The 14,974-nt window shown below is 43.4% G+C and carries 16 protein-coding genes and 2 pseudogenes; 1 reads left to right on the top strand and 17 read right to left on the bottom strand.

The window, feature by feature from the left end:
• Window positions 1-193: 193 nt before the first annotated feature.
• From G5B60_RS02135 to G5B60_RS02130, 3 genes are all read right to left on the bottom strand, one after another.
• Complete coding sequence (locus G5B60_RS02135) at window positions 194-1,396, bottom strand: IS110 family transposase (protein WP_164682356.1); 1,203 nt, start codon at window positions 1,394-1,396, stop codon at window positions 194-196.
• A gap of 498 nt (window positions 1,397-1,894) precedes the next feature.
• A complete protein-coding gene (locus G5B60_RS11560) occupies window positions 1,895-2,029 on the bottom strand; it encodes a hypothetical protein (protein WP_277423781.1) in 135 nt (44 codons plus the stop codon).
• A gap of 15 nt (window positions 2,030-2,044) precedes the next feature.
• Window positions 2,045-2,857 (bottom strand): Cof-type HAD-IIB family hydrolase, encoded by an 813-nt coding sequence (locus tag G5B60_RS02130; RefSeq protein WP_164682355.1) that lies wholly within the window; start codon window positions 2,855-2,857, stop codon window positions 2,045-2,047.
• A 133-nt stretch (window positions 2,858-2,990) separates the two neighbouring features.
• Here G5B60_RS02130 and G5B60_RS02125 point away from each other — a divergent pair, with 133 nt between their 5' ends.
• Window positions 2,991-4,136 (top strand): low temperature requirement protein A, encoded by a 1,146-nt coding sequence (locus G5B60_RS02125; protein WP_164682354.1) that lies wholly within the window; start codon window positions 2,991-2,993, stop codon window positions 4,134-4,136.
• Window positions 4,137-4,167: 31 nt separating this feature from the next.
• Here G5B60_RS02125 and G5B60_RS02120 read toward each other — a convergent pair whose 3' ends face one another.
• The 14 genes and pseudogenes from G5B60_RS02120 to nusA all read right to left on the bottom strand — a co-directional run bounded on the left by G5B60_RS02120 (window position 4,168) and on the right by nusA (window position 14,962).
• Complete coding sequence (locus tag G5B60_RS02120; protein ID WP_115268400.1) at window positions 4,168-4,371, bottom strand: heavy-metal-associated domain-containing protein; 204 nt, start codon at window positions 4,369-4,371, stop codon at window positions 4,168-4,170.
• 28 nt (window positions 4,372-4,399) lie between these two features.
• Window positions 4,400-5,290, bottom strand: coding sequence for a cation diffusion facilitator family transporter (locus tag G5B60_RS02115; RefSeq protein WP_164682353.1), 891 nt, complete (start codon window positions 5,288-5,290; stop codon window positions 4,400-4,402).
• Between the two features lie 10 nt (window positions 5,291-5,300).
• Window positions 5,301-7,541 (bottom strand): heavy metal translocating P-type ATPase, encoded by a 2,241-nt coding sequence (locus G5B60_RS02110; RefSeq protein WP_164682352.1) that lies wholly within the window; start codon window positions 7,539-7,541, stop codon window positions 5,301-5,303.
• On the bottom strand, window positions 7,534-7,980 hold the full coding sequence (locus tag G5B60_RS02105; protein WP_115268394.1) for a CopY/TcrY family copper transport repressor: 447 nt from the start codon (window positions 7,978-7,980) through the stop codon (window positions 7,534-7,536). Before G5B60_RS02105 ends, G5B60_RS02110 begins: the two co-directional genes overlap by 8 nt.
• 103 nt (window positions 7,981-8,083) lie before the next feature.
• Window positions 8,084-8,632 (bottom strand): nucleotidyltransferase family protein, encoded by a 549-nt coding sequence (locus tag G5B60_RS02100; protein WP_241154467.1) that lies wholly within the window; start codon window positions 8,630-8,632, stop codon window positions 8,084-8,086.
• Between the two features lie 13 nt (window positions 8,633-8,645).
• Window positions 8,646-8,960: a bacteriocin immunity protein gene (locus G5B60_RS02095; protein ID WP_164682351.1), complete on the bottom strand. Its 315-nt coding sequence runs from the start codon at window positions 8,958-8,960 to the stop codon at window positions 8,646-8,648.
• A gap of 205 nt (window positions 8,961-9,165) precedes the next feature.
• Entirely contained in the window at window positions 9,166-9,357 is a 192-nt protein-coding gene (locus G5B60_RS02090; protein WP_164682029.1) for a hypothetical protein, read from the bottom strand.
• Window positions 9,358-9,378: 21 nt separating this feature from the next.
• Window positions 9,379-9,807 (bottom strand): hypothetical protein, encoded by a 429-nt coding sequence (locus G5B60_RS02085; protein WP_164682350.1) that lies wholly within the window; start codon window positions 9,805-9,807, stop codon window positions 9,379-9,381.
• A gap of 165 nt (window positions 9,808-9,972) precedes the next feature.
• Window positions 9,973-10,326, bottom strand: a complete 354-nt coding sequence (gene rbfA, locus G5B60_RS02080; RefSeq protein WP_115268380.1) for a 30S ribosome-binding factor RbfA — start codon at window positions 10,324-10,326, stop codon at window positions 9,973-9,975.
• Window positions 10,327-10,365: 39 nt separating this feature from the next.
• A pseudogene (infB, locus tag G5B60_RS02075) lies at window positions 10,366-12,819 on the bottom strand (translation initiation factor IF-2); the annotation flags it as partial.
• Between the two features lie 110 nt (window positions 12,820-12,929).
• A pseudogene (locus G5B60_RS11720) lies at window positions 12,930-13,092 on the bottom strand (translation initiation factor IF-2 N-terminal domain-containing protein); the annotation flags it as partial.
• A 16-nt stretch (window positions 13,093-13,108) separates the two neighbouring features.
• Window positions 13,109-13,414, bottom strand: a complete 306-nt coding sequence (locus G5B60_RS02070) for a YlxQ-related RNA-binding protein (protein ID WP_115268375.1) — start codon at window positions 13,412-13,414, stop codon at window positions 13,109-13,111.
• Entirely contained in the window at window positions 13,407-13,703 is a 297-nt protein-coding gene (gene rnpM / locus G5B60_RS02065; protein WP_115268373.1) for an RNase P modulator RnpM, read from the bottom strand. The genes G5B60_RS02070 and rnpM overlap by 8 nt, the downstream gene beginning before the upstream one ends.
• Window positions 13,704-13,723: 20 nt before the next feature.
• Window positions 13,724-14,962, bottom strand: a complete 1,239-nt coding sequence (gene nusA, locus G5B60_RS02060) for a transcription termination factor NusA (protein WP_164682348.1) — start codon at window positions 14,960-14,962, stop codon at window positions 13,724-13,726.
• Window positions 14,963-14,974: the final 12 nt, after the last annotated feature.

Below are 14,974 nucleotides of genomic sequence, written 5' to 3'. Positions count from 1 at the left end.
CTTCAAACTAAGTCCTTTTCTACTATTTGTCAAGTATATCAACGATTTTTAGAAGAAATTATTACCAGAAGCTACTCTATTTAACTGGTATAGGAGTAATTTCCTTTATTTAACAGGAAACAGTGCACAACAAAACAACACCCTATCTAGCTATATTTTTAATAAGGTGCTAAAATGATAGTGCATAAAACTTTTAGTAACTTTTAGCTAAATCATAGTCATAAAGTTTGTTGTGCACAATGAGGTAATGTATCGTCCGAATGAGACGGTGCATAGCGGCAATCGTAGCTGATTTAGTTGAAATCACTTGCGATTGTCGTTTTCTTTTCTCGTAAAATTCGGCAATGTGACAAGGATGGTAATGTCCAGCCGTGGTGATATTGTGAATTGTCTTGAACAAAATCTTTCTGGCATAAGGGTTACCCCGTTTGGTAATGTGTTCCTGAGCCAGATAAATCCCAGATTCGTAATGTCTCAAATCAATACCGATAAAAGCATTGATTTGATTGGCAGACTGAAACCGACGAACGTCTCCCAATTCGCCAATAATGCTTGTTGCAGTAGTCTCTGCAATACCAGGAATAGAAAGCAGAATATCATATTCTGGTAAAGGCTGAGCTAGTTCTATCATGTTATCTAAAGTAACTTGTCGGCGTTCTGTAAGTCTAAGCAACTCTTGTGCATAGTATCTAACCTCTTCAATCATCGGAGAGGCTATCTTAACCGCACAATAAGATTGTTTAGCTAGCTCAAGTAATTTGGTTACCAAATAAGATACACGCTTGTCTGACATACGTTTAGCTGTTGATTGACGAATAACTTTAGTTAAGTCAGCTTCGCTCCAATCCAAGATAAAGTCTTTACTTGGAAAAGCAGTCACTAGGGACCAATATTGTTTACCTGTTGGTGCTGACAAAAGTGTTTCCAGCTCTGGAAAAGTGACCTGTAAGGCCTTATGAAGTCGATTTTTGGTACGGACAATGTCTTCAGTCAGGTTTTGATAGAAACGACTTAAATCACGCAACTCTTGATAAACACTCTTTTGAACATAAGATGGCTTACGATTGAGACTAAATTGTGATAGTGCGAGTTTCTCAGCGTCAATCTTGTCGGTTTTACGAACACGTAGGCTATCTAGCTGCTTTTTTGCTTCTAAGGGATTCAGCCGAGTATAAGTGTAGTCATTATTTTCAAGAAAGGTTTGAAGGCGACGCGAATAAACACCTGTTGCCTCAAAGATGACCTCTGGTTGATAGACAGAGTCAAGGTCGCTGAGGAGACGTGAAAAGCCAATACAATCATTGGGCATCGTGTAGCCGTGAACCTTTTCTCCATTAACTAAAATAGCTACTTCCGAACTCGCCTTACTCACATCAATTCCAAACACTGTTCGCATAATCTTACCTCTTTCGTCTTGAATTATTTCTGGTTTTAGTCATCTCATTTTCAATACACGACGTTAAACGTCCCACATACTTTGAACAGATTTTAACTAAAACAGATGTCTTGCCAGTTTTAGATACGACGTCTAGCGCCTAAGGACTTAGCGACTTAACAAGACACCTCTACTTTAACATAAAAAGTAGTGAAGAATTCTCCCGTCGGAGATTTCCTCACTACTAATCTTAGTATGTTTTACTGCCATACACAACTCCAATAAAAATCTTTTTCTTTAACTGATAGTTATTAGTCTTTTGTGTAAGCAAAAGACTAACCTAGGTTAGAAATTTCTATGCTCTAATTATATCATGGATTTAAGTAAAAAATTAACCCCTACCAAGAAAATTCTTGGTAGGGGTTGGTCGGAAATAAAATCATTCTCCCAATTTTTAATCTCCCTGAACAACTTAAAATCCTTTATTGCTAAGCTTTCTCAATCAAATCGCAATACCTATTATTTGACCCCGACAACAGCTGCGATAACGACAAGGGCAGCCAGTCCTAGATAGTATTGGTTAAAGGCAAAGCCTGCTAGCATAATGATAGACAGGATAAGGACTGCTAGAAAACGAGGGCTTAGTTTTTTCATACTAACCTCTCCATTCTATAAAGCGTAGTCGTAGATGGCTTTTGCGACGCCACAGTCATCGTTTGAGCTTGTCGTGTAGCGACATCTTTTTTTGATGTCGTCTGAGGCATTGCCCATAGCGACACTGACACCTGCAAAATCAAGCATTTCAATATCATTTGCCGCATCCCCAAGCGCCATAATCTCTGCTGGCAGGACGTCCAGTTTCTCCGCCAACTGTCTCAGCCCGCTAGCTTTGGTAGCACCTTGTGGCAAGACCTCGTAGATGTATTCTTGACTTCTTACCGTGCTAAAGTCCTGTGACAAGTCTCCATCTACCGCCGCTTGGAAAATATCCAGATACTCTTTTTTTGCCATGTACATGGCTTGGAAAATCAGCTCACCCTCTGCCTTTAAGCCTGCCATATCAATAGCTCTAGCCGTATCAAAGACAAGACTAGCGTCATACTGCACCAAGTCAGGCACCTCATCTGCCAAGGCATAGTAACTCTTATCTCCAGTAAGCGTCAAGCAGACCTCAGGATAGCTGGCACAAACCTGCGCCAAGCGCTCAATCTCGTCATAGGTCAACTCCTCAGCAACCATCAAGTCCCAATTTTTAGTGTTGTAAACACTACAGCCATTGTTCATGATGATATACTCCTCATCTGTCAACCCAAGCTGCTCAAAATAGGGCACAATCCCAGATTTTGGACGCCCTGTACACAGGACAATTTTGATACCTGCTTGGCTGGCTTTTTGGATGGCAGCGATATTTTCAGCAGGGATTTTCTTTTGGCTGTTTAAAAGCGTCCCGTCCATGTCAATGGCAATCAATTTTACACTCATCTCTTCTCCTCATTTCTAGCGTTCTTGTGACTATACTTTCAGTTTACCATTTTTAGTGCCGTCTGAAAACAATCTTGTCAAACAAAGTGACTTTTAGTACAATAAAACCAGTAACTACACATAAGGAGATGTTATGCCTACTATCGTTGCTAAGCGTGTTTCAAACTATGAATTGTTTTATGATTTGGTCTTTGTCTATGCGACCAGTCGCCTAACGACCTTGCTCCATCAAGACCATGTGACTTTTGGTGTTTTTCTCAACTTCATCATCTCAAGTGTCTTGGTGCTTTTCATTTGGATGCAGCAGACCTTTTACCTCAATAAATACGGTGAGCGTGACCGCCTTGATATTTACACCAACATCGCCGCTATGTTTGTCATTGGGAACTTTGCACTTAATATCGGCAAGCTCAACTACACGACAGTTGATGTCCTCGTCTACAATGGGCTCTTGATACTGGCTTATGCGCTCATCGTCTACCAGTACTACATGCGAGGGCGCCAGCACGGCTTCACGCAAAACATCAAGGTCAGCATGTGGACTTTGACGGGCTCAATCCTAGGCTTTGCACTTTTGACAGGTATCTGGCTCATCCTAAAACAGGTGGCAGACGCTGGGCTAGCTTATTTTCTGAGTCAGTATTTCTATGTGGCTTGGCTCTTGCCGGTTATTTTTCCCTTTTTCTTTTACAAGCGTTTTGATGAGACCTTAATTAATTTCCCACACCTTGTGGAGCGTTGTCAGTTGATTACCATTATCAGCTTTGGCGAGACGGTGCTTGGTATCATCCAGACCTATCCACTAGCAGACTATCCGATAGCTGGCTTTGCTTTCTTTGTCGGTATGTCCATGATGTTTATCGCCTATATCTCACAAACTTATCTCAATATCGACCATCATCAAATTACTCGGGCGCGTGGGCTTGTCGTCTCTCATGTCCTTCTCGTCATTGGGGTCAATCTCATGACAGTGGGTATCGAGTTTTTTGCTAATCATCACCATGTGGAAACTGGCTTTGTCCTTTTCCTAACAGCCCTTTATATCTACTATGTCGGGCTGCTGTCAACGTCGGTCTACAACCGTGAAACCTATCGTATCAATAAGCGTGTGCTATTTGAGTATGCTTCCTGGTTACTTATCTATAGTTTTCTCTTTTATGCCCTACGTCACGACCTTGTCTTTCTCAGCATTGCCTATGCTGTCTTTGGCTATATCATGACTCGTGTCGGCTTTTTGCAGCGCAGACGAGCTAGAGAAGCAGCAGGAATTACACTATAAGCAAAAAAAGCGACTAGGTCGCTTTTTTGTTTTAGACTTCATCGCCAAGCTCATACTTGGTGTCTTTTAGAGCACGCTTGAGGGAGAGTTTGAAGGGTTTACCTGTCACTGTGACTTGCCCTTTTTCAAGGTTGACGTCTACTTTTTCAACGCCACGAACAGCGCTCAATTTTTCGGTTACGGTGTTTGCACACCCTTCACATTTCATACCTGATACTTGATATGTTTTTTCCATAAGAATACCTTCTTTCTATGATACACGGTTATTCAAAATACATAGGCGAACAATGGTGATGGTGTTCAAAAGAACTCCGGTCACACTCGACAGCTGACTCGATGATATTGTGCGCTTGAAAAATATGATGAATCTGGTCTCGCACCAAGTCCATATCAGCGCCCTTTTGGCACTCGATATGCACCATGGCGATGTGATGTCTGCCATCAATCGACCAGACATTGAGTTGATTGATCGCCTTTAGACCGTCAATCGTCATCATTTCTCTCTTTAGCGGTTCAATAGCCAAGCTCGCTGGGCGTTTTTCTAAAAAGATTTGAAGATTAGAGATAAATTTTGGCAGTGCTTTATAGAGGATAAAGACTGCGATAACAAGGGACAATAAAGGATCAAGGAAGTACCAATCGGTAAAGCGTAAGATGATAGAAACAACAATCACAGCCAACCAACCCAGCGTGTCCTCCAAGAAATGCAGGCTCAAAATCGACTCCTGCTCTGAGTGCTCACCGTCTAAAACACGACTAGCAAGCACATTGACCACAACGGCTAGAATCCCCAAAACCAGCATACCATCATAGTTGACTGGCTGCGGGTTAAAGAGCTTGCCGACATTTTCAATCAAAACAAAGAGCGAACCTACAATGAGGATAACTGAGGTCAGCATGGCGCCTAGAAGGCTAAAGCGCAGGTAACCAAGCGTGTAGTTACCATCGCTCTCACGCTTAGAGAACCGCTCAAAGTAGTAAGATAGACCAATGGCTAGCGCATCTCCCAAATCATGCACCGAGTCCGCTACGATAGCACTGGAGTTAAAGAGTGTACCAAAGAGCAACTCGACAATGGCAAAGCCTAAATTTGAGATAAATGCGATAAATATCGGTCGGCTAGAACTTTTCTGTGACTTCGTTGTTGTCTCCATAAATACTCCTTTATGATAATTTCATGACCTTTAGACGTAGAGCATTTAGGATAACAGACACAGAGCTAAAGCCCATAGCAAGTCCTGCTAGCATTGGATTGAGGAGTGGTCCACCAAACAAGTGAAGCACACCCATAGCTACTGGGATAGCAAGGACGTTATAGATAAATGCCCAAAAGAGATTCTCTTTAATAATTTTAATCGTCAAACGACTAATTGTCAAACTTTTTACCACATCAGAGAGCTCAGGCTTCATGAGGATAATGTCCGCAGACTCGATAGCAATATCAGTCCCAGACCCCATGGCAATACCGACGTCACTACTTGCAAGGGCAGGGGCGTCATTGATACCGTCCCCGACCATAGCGACATTGCGTCCTTTGTCTTTGAGGTCAAGAATAGCTTGCGCCTTTTGGTCAGGAAGCACATCACTGATGACTTGGTCGATACCGACTTGTTTGGCAATGGCTTTTGCGGTCTTGCTGTTATCACCTGTTAACATAACAACATTGAGTCCTAGGCTGTGGAGTTTATCCACAGTTTCTTTACTGTCTGCCTTGACTTGGTCAGCTAGAGCAATCACAGCAAGAACCTTGCCGTCTTGTCCCACATAGATAGGGGTTTGACCAAGCTCAGCTGCTGTGTGCACAGCTTCTGTGGCTGGTGCGACATCAATCGCTTTGTCCGCCATGAGTTTATCATTGCCGACATAGAGGGTGCGTCCTGCAATATCCGCTTGCAAGCCAAGACCTGTCAGAGACATGAAGTTATCCACAGTGTGGAGGTCAAGTCCTTTTTCAGACGCTTTTTCCACAATGGCTTGGCTGAGTGGGTGCTCTGAGAGTTTCTCGATAGAAGCCACTTGAGCTAGCAAGTCATCCGCATCCACACCAAAGGTTGTCATATTAACAACTTCTGGTTTTCCTTGAGTGATAGTACCTGTCTTGTCAAAGACGATAGTGTCCACGTGGTGGGCATTTTCAAGCGTATCACCACGTTTGAAGAGGATACCATTTTCAGCGGCACGTCCAGTACCAACCATGATAGCTGTCGGAGTGGCAAGACCTAGCGCACATGGGCAGGCAATAACAAGGACAGCAATGGCAGTCTTGAGGGCAAAGACAAAGCTCTCACCCATAGCAAAGTACCAGAAGATACCTGTCACAAGAGCAATCCCAATAACAATCGGTACAAAGACACCAGACACACGGTCCGCAATCTTAGCGATTGGCGCCTTGGTTTGTTGCGCATCCTCAACCAGTTTGATGATTTGTGAGAGGAGGGTTTCGTCTCCAACTTTTTCAGCACGGATTTTCAGAGAGCCTTGTCCATTGATGGAAGCGCCGTAGACTTGGCTGTCCACAGTCTTTTCAACAGGGATAGACTCACCTGTCAGCATAGACTCATCAATGGCAGAATGCCCAGAGATAACCACACCGTCAACAGGGATTTTTTCCCCAGGTTTGACAAGGATGATGTCACCAACAACTACTTGGTCAATCGGGATAGACGCTTCCACACCATCACGGATAACCGTTGCTTCCTTAGCAGACAAGGTTAAGAGTTTTTTAATGGCGTCAGAGGTGCGCCCTTTCGATAAGGTTTCAAAATATTTCCCAAGAGTGATGAGGGTTAGGATAACCGCCACAGACTCAAAGTAGAGGTCGTGAGCGTGGTGGGCGTGACCAAGTCCGATATGATACATGCCATAAAGGCTGTAGATAAAGGCTGCCAAGGTAGCAATCGCAACCAACGAATCCATGTTCGGATGTCCCTTAAAGAGGGAGCGAAGCCCATTGACATAAAAGCGACGACCAAAGTACATAACAGGAAGTGTCAAAATCAACTGCACCACCGCAAAGGTCATCGGAGCGTGGTGTGGAGATAGAAAATCTGGCACCCAAAGCCCCATCATGCTCCCCATAGAGATGTAGAGAAGCGGTACTGCAAAGACCGCCGACCAGAGAAACTGGTGCCACATGTTGCTGGTTGCCTTGTCTTGGCGCTCAGCCTGCGAGCTACTCGTCTCAGGGTCAAAGATACTAGCAGAGTAACCTGCGTCTGCGACTGCCTTTTTGATGGCTTCTTCAGTTGCTTCGCCACCTTGGTAGTCAACGGTCATCTTTTCTGTAGTAAGGTTGACGACGGCATTGTCCACATTGTCCAGTTTATTAACCGCTTTTTCTATCGTTAGTGCACAAGACGCACAAGTCATCCCTTCAATCAAAAATACATCTTCTTTTTCAGCCATGTGATGCCTCCAGTTCTAAGTGTTCTTTACAGGTGCATTGCCCAGGAATACAGGTACAAGTCACCTCATCAACTGCAGTTGCTTTTTTGGCTTCAAGAAGCTCTTGCAACTGCTCTATATCGTCTAGTGTCATATCAGTTCGTGTGATGACATGACGGATAATATCCAAGTGCTTGGTCGGACAAAACTTATCAAAAAGCTCATCGACCTGATGATAAATGGCTTCCTGCTCAGAAATTAAGGCTGAGTAAACAAAGCCCTTGCCGACTTTCTCTGTCGCTAGATAACCCTTATCCACTAGGCGCTTGAGCAGCGTCTTGATGGTAGAGGACGTCCATTGCAACTTTTGGTTTAAAATAGTGAGAATAGCAGAGCTTGTGACACGCTCTTGTGCCCAAACCACTCGCATAATGTCCCATTCGGCATTTGATATGGTCATCACTGACTCCTTTCGTTTACGTTTGTAGATTTATTATAAATCATTCGTCTACATTTGTCAACAATAAAATCTAAAAAAATAGCTTCTTTTGACAAGAAGTTATCTATATGTCCATAATCTGCAGGGTTTTCCACTTAGTTTGCCAGTCTTTTTTCTGCTGTCGCTTGCGGTAAGTCTCCATCCGAGCGCTATCTTCTGTAAAGTGTGGCGTTGGACGAACGATAAAATTCACAATGTCCTCATCTCCATAGGGAAGAAACAGCTCCATTTTATCCTCTTTGAGCCTTGCAGCAATGGCTGTGCAACGCTCTGGGTACTTAGAAACAGCATCGCAAGCACTGGTGTAAGGAAGTGTGTTTGGACTGTGGATGTGCATGTAGACTTGATTTTTCAGCTCCCACTGATAGTTTGGAAAGCATTTCTGCAAGTCATGCTCTATCTGACAAGACGCCTCGTAGGACAGCTCTGGGTCAAAAAAGACCACGTCAACATCAGACATTTCCTCTAACCCATTTTTACCAGAGAGGGAGTTCCAGACATAGTTGCGAAGCGTCCCAGCAGCCAGCCAAGCATCCTTTAGTCCCAAGTCAGCAATGATGGACAAAATCACCATCAACTCCTCATCACTGGTAAATAAATGATCTAAATCCACAAACTATTCCTTTCTAATACCAATCACGTATAGACATGGTGCTCATGGCAAAGCCCTTTTCCAGATTTTCTCTCAAGGAAGAAGACGACAGCTTGTGATAGAGCTGACTGACTCCAACGCTCAGCTTTTCTTTTTGAGCCAGCTGTTGAAGAGCTAATCTCTCAAGAGCTGACTTCAGCTCACGACAAGCGACTTCAAAGTCCTTCCCAGACTCGACACTATGGTTAAACGCCAGAAGGAGCTTGCGCTCTTTCTCGCTTGTCCTCTCATCCAGTATCACGTTATAGCTCTCTGTGAGGAGAAGTTCTCTTTCCTTTTTCGTTTTCATAACACACCTCAACTCTTTCTATCACTGTCCAACATCCTCCGTGTGTGAACAACTATAAGGAGGGAAAAGACCAGAAAAACACAGCCATTAAAAGCAATCAATAGCGGATGAAAATGCCTCATGCAACTCCACACAATTACCAAAACAAAGCCAACGAAGAAACAAAGAGGCAGAATAAAGCTTTTGATACCTTTCATGACACACCTCAACTTTTTCTTTTGATGTCAATCAGCTGCTTGATAAACACTACTATAAGTGTTGAAAAGCCTACAAAGCCAATGGTGTTGCAAACAAATAAGAACGGACTCAAAGGTTTTGAGTAGTAATTATGGATAGCAGCAATGACAAAACCAATGGAAACAAGTAAGGATATGGTAAGATTTCTTGGATTTTTCATAGTAATCTCCTCTCTAGACCATTAAGAATGACCCTTTTTCATAAATAGCATTTTGAGTTTATGGTTGATTGATTTTTCAACAGACACGAGTCTACCTAGTGACAAAATCGCACCAATGGCATAGTAGGTAATGACAATATAGCCATAAAAATAAACCATGAAAGATGACACGCCACTTGTCAAAAGGTCATACAAAAGGACAAGGACAATCATGATAGGCACTAGGCTGGTGTACTTGGCAAAGAGCCAAAACTGTCTAGCGTATTCTTTTGCTGATAGCACTTCTTTTGAGTGCTTATAGACGGCTAAAAAGGCTGTTAGATAAAACATCAGACTCCATGCTATAAGAAGCAGATTTTTCGTCACAGAAAAGTGATAAAAGCTCCCAAGAGCAAACATAAGCAGGGCAGAAAGAACGACAATTCCTATAAATCTTAGCATGTTACGCATAAGAAACACCTCTTTTCCTTTTTAAAAACCAAATAATTGTACCTTTTTGTTAGTTTAAGTATATCACAAAAACGGTTACATGTTAATCCGATTTCCTAAATGGTCGCATTTTCGTCCTAAAAGGTCATCAAAAAACCAGTTTGACAAGTCAAACTGGTTTTTGCTTTATTTTTTAGCGTCCAAATCACGCAACATCTGGTCAATCTTATTGCCGTAAGCGATAGACTCGTCCTTGATAAAGGTCAAGTCTGGAATCTTATACATGGATAAGTTCTTTCCAAGCTCACGTTTGATAGTACCTGTTGCTTTTTCAAGTCCGATTTGGGCTTTTTCATTGTCAGATGCCAGGTCGCTCATGACGGTGTAGAACACCTTAGCCATGGACAAATCCCCCAGCATTTGAACGTCTGTTATCGTGACATTTTGCACACGTGGATCACGGACTTTTTTCTGCAAAATCTCGTTCACTTCACGCTTAATTTCCATACCGACACGATCAACACGAAATGAATTTGCCATAATAGTCCTCTCTATCTTCTAAAAAACTAGCTTATGGAATTAGCGACGGTCGATTTCTTCCATGATGTAGGCTTCAATCACGTCATCAACCTTGATGTCGTTGTAGCCTTCAATCATAAGACCACCCTCTTGGGCATTGCCGATTTCTTTAACGTCGTCTTTGAAGTGTTTCAGACTAGCCAGTTTACCATCGTAGATAACGACACCATCACGGATGACACGAACGCTAGAATCTCTAGTTACCTTACCACTTGTCACCATGAAGCCTCCGATAGTACCCACTTTAGAGACTTTGAAGGTTTCACGGACAATTGCTTCACCGATGATTTTTTCTTCAAATTCAGGGTCAAGCATACCCTTCATAGCGTCTTCGACTTCTTCGATGACCTTGTAGATGATAGAGTGCAAGCGAATCTCAACATCGTCGCTATCTGCTTGCTGGCGAGCTTGCGGTGTCGGACGGACGTTAAATCCGATGATGACAGCGTTAGAGGCTTCCGCAAGTGTCACGTCTGATTCGTTGATGGCACCAACGGCAGAGTGAACGACATTGACCTTGACACCTTCAACATCAATCTTAAGAAGAGACGCAGCCAAGGCTTCGACAGAACCTTGCACATCTGCTTTGATGATGACGTTAACAGACTTGACTTCACCAGCTTTGAGGGTATCAAAGAGGTTTTCAAGGCTGACACGGTGTGTCATTTGACGTTGTTTGAGAAGGGCACGTTTAGCACGTTCTTCACCGGCAGCACGAGCAGCTTTTTCATCTGCATAAACCGCAAAGTGGTCTCCTGCCATAGGCGCTTCATTGAGCCCTGTGATAGAGACTGGTGTTGATGGTCCAGCGACCTTAACACGACGTCCAAGGTCATTGACCATGGCACGGACACGACCAAAGGTATTGCCGACAACGATTGGGTCTTGGACATGCAAGGTACCTTGCTGTACAAGAAGGGTCGCAACAGCCCCTTTTCCTTTGTCAAGGCGTGCTTCGATAACAGTACCGATAGCACGAACCGTAGGGTCTGCTTTTAGCTCTTCCATCTCAGCAACCAAAAGAACGGTCTCTAAAAGCTCATCGATGTTTTGTCCAAATTTAGCAGAGATTTCGACAAACTCGCTATCGCCACCCCAAGCTGTTGAGATGACACCGTGCTCTGCCAATTCACCGATAACACGCTCAGGATTAGCTCCTGGCTTATCAATTTTATTGATAGCAACGATGATTGGGACACCAGCTGCTTTTGAGTGGTTGATGGCTTCGATGGTTTGTGGCATAACACCGTCGTCTGCTGCAACAATCAAGATAGTAATATCAGTGACAGAAGCACCACGTGCACGCATACTTGTAAAGGCAGCATGCCCTGGTGTATCAAGGAAGGTAATCTTCTTGCCATCTGCTTCGATCTGATAAGCTCCGATATGCTGAGTGATACCACCAGCTTCACCTGTTGCCACACGTGAATTACGCAGCGTATCTAGAAGAGTTGTCTTACCGTGGTCGACGTGACCCATGATGGTAACAACTGGTGGACGCTCCTCGAGTTTATCTTTGTTGAGGTAATCGTCATCAACAAAGAAGCGCTCGATATCGGCTTCATCCACTTCTACCTTGGCATGTGCCTCAATACCATAATCCACCATCAAAAGCTCAATGGTATCACCATCTAGTGATTGGTTTTGCGTTGCCATCACACCCATCATAAAGAGTTTTTTAACAATCTCAGCAGGTTCACGTTTGATACGTTTTGCGATTTCGGCAACAGTCATGCCTTCTGTGTACTCAAATTCTTTTGGCAATTCATGGAACTTACGCTCTGTGACTGGTTTTGGAGCGCTATTACGATTGTTCTTGCCTTTTTTGTTTTTCTTAGGATTCCAGTTACTATTTCGTTGATTTCTCACTTGGTTCTGACTATTCCAACTTCTCTTATTTTTTGTTTGTTTTGGTCCGTCCTCGTTGTCACGATTGTAATCACGACTTTTATCGGGACGGTTTTGTTTTTTACGTCTTGTGTCAACCGCTTCTTTGGCTGGCTCTTGAGCAACAGCCACTTTAGCCGCTGGGGCTTGTTTGGCTTTTTTCGCTTCTTCTTGAACTTTAGCTTCGCTCTTAGCTTTTTTAGCCAGAGCTTCTTCTTTTTGGCGGTTGGCTTTGGCTTCTTGTTCCTTGTGGAAACGCTCCTCGCTCATACGAGAATACTCTGCATTTTGCTCTGCCTTGAGCGCCGCAGCTCTTGCCTTAAAGTCAATGCGACCACCAGACTGTTTATTGGCACGATTATCCGCTTGACGGTTGTTTGCAAAGCGATTTTGTCCGTTTTGCGGACGATTGTTGCGGTTTTGAGATGATTTTTGGTTGCGATTATCACGACGCTCACCTCTATCAGCCTTGCGGACGTTTCTGCGATTATTTTGGCGACGTTGCTCTTGCTCACGTGCCTTTGCTTCACGCTCAGCCTTAAAGTTACGGCTTTGCGGTTTTGCTTGCGTAGCTGGTGCTGACTGTACTTTTTGCGCCTTAGGCGCTTCCTTACGCTCAGCAGCTGGTTTTGCTACGACGTTCTTGTCATTTGTCTTTTGTGGAGCTTTTTCAACTTTTTTAGGAGCTGAAAAATTCGCTACAATACGTTTAGCATCGCTCTCTTCGACACTAGAGGAGTGGCTTTTCACCTCTAACCCCAGTGATTGAGCATAAGCGACAATTTCCTTACTAGGCTTGCCGACTTCTTTTGCGATTTCGTATAATCTCTTCTTTGACAAATTATGTCCTCCTATTCTATTCGTTCATAAGAGTCCTCATTTTCTTTGAAAATCCAGCGTCTGTAATGGCAAGAACCTTGCGAGCCTTGCCAACAGAAGCGCTTAATTGCAATGTTGTTAACACTGTGGAGACTTCTATTTGATAATATTTACCTTTATCTGTTATCTTCTTGGTCAGATTGCTCTTAGCGTCACTCGCTAAAAAGACAAGCTGCGCTTTTTGTGTTTGGATGGCTTTAATCACCTGCTCTTCGCCAGAGACAAGACAGCCTGCACGCTGCGCTAGACCAATCAGATTGCACAATTTTTCTACACTAGTCAAGACCGAGCTCTCTTCTTTTGACTTTATGATCGACATAAGCAATCAATTCATCATAAAAACTATCTGGTACATCCATGGAAAAACTGCGATTAAAGACCTTGTTTTTCTTAGCCAAAGCAGCCTCGCTATTATCTAACTTGATATAAGCTCCACGACCATTTTGTTTGCCAGTCGGGTCAATGAAAACCTCACCGTCTTTGTTTTTGACGATACGCAGAAGGTCACGCTTGTCAATGACCTCCCCTGACACAACTGACTTGCGTAAAGGTATTTTTCTTGTTTTAGCCATGAAACACCTCTATTTCTGTTTTATTCTGCTGCAGTCTCTTGCTCATCACTTGTTTCTTGAGCTTCTTGACTGGTCAAATCTTCTGCCAATTCTGCGATATTTTCAGCCAAATCCTCTGCTAAGCTATCGCTAGCTTCAAGAGCTGCTTCTTCGATGGCTTTAGCTTTTTCAGCTTCAATCTTTTCGTATTCACTAGCTGACTTGATGTCGATACGATAGCCTGTCAGATGTGCTGCCAAGCGGACATTTTGCCCACGGCGTCCAATAGCAAGAGAAAGTTTGTTGTCTGGAACGACAACAGTAGCACGCTTGCTATCCTCGTCATCAAACAAGACCATATCCACCTCAGCTGGTGCAATGGCATTGTAGATGAATTCAGCTGGATCTTCTACCCACTGGATGACATCGATATTTTCCTCAACAGGAATTTCAACGCCTGTCTTTGGATCGATGCGTTTTGGATGGAAGTTGCTGACCACTTTTTTGATGTTGCTGCCACCACGACCAACGATTGTCCCGATAGCGTCAACATTTGGATTGTGGCTACGAACAGCAACCTTTGTACGGTCTCCAGCCTCACGAGCCACACTCATAATCTCAACTGTGCCATCAAACACTTCTGGAATTTCACGCTCCATAATGCGCTTGATGAACTCTGGGTGGCTACGGCTTACAAAAACATTGACCCCTTTAGGGTTGTTTTCAACCTTGTAGACATAAACATCAATCATGTCATGCGATTTGAAGCGCTCACCAGCAATTTGGTCTTGGTGAGACAATTGCGCCTCAAGTGAGCCGAGATTGACATAGATAAAGCGTTGGTCAAAACGTTCAACCGTTCCTGTCATGATTTCACCTTCATGCTCTTTGTATTCATTGTAGGTAATTTCACGCATTTGACGGCGCATTTTTTCCATGATGGTCTGTTTAGCGGATTGTGCTGCGACACGCCCAAATTCATTGACAGACTCTTCAAAGCGAATCTTGTCTCCCAACTCATAAGCTGAGCTAATCTTAAGAGCATCTTTTAAGCTAATTTCCAAGCGACTATCAAAAACTTCGTCTACAACCTCACGAACGGTAAAGACTTTAAAGTCACCTGTCTTTTCATCAAACTCAATGGCACAGCTTTCAGACTGTCCATAACGACGCTTATAAGCCGCTTTTAGGGACTCAGTCACAGCATCGATGATGTCAGCTTTATTGATGTGTTTTTCTTCTTCCAAAACGCGGAAGGCTTCTAGCATTTCTTTGCTCATAATGTCTTCTTC

Source organism: Streptococcus hyointestinalis, from assembly GCF_011039275.1.
Lineage (GTDB): Bacteria > Bacillota > Bacilli > Lactobacillales > Streptococcaceae > Streptococcus > Streptococcus hyointestinalis_A.
The sequence above is the reverse complement of the archived record's forward strand: the minus strand, read 5'-3'. Positions and strand labels throughout refer to the sequence as shown.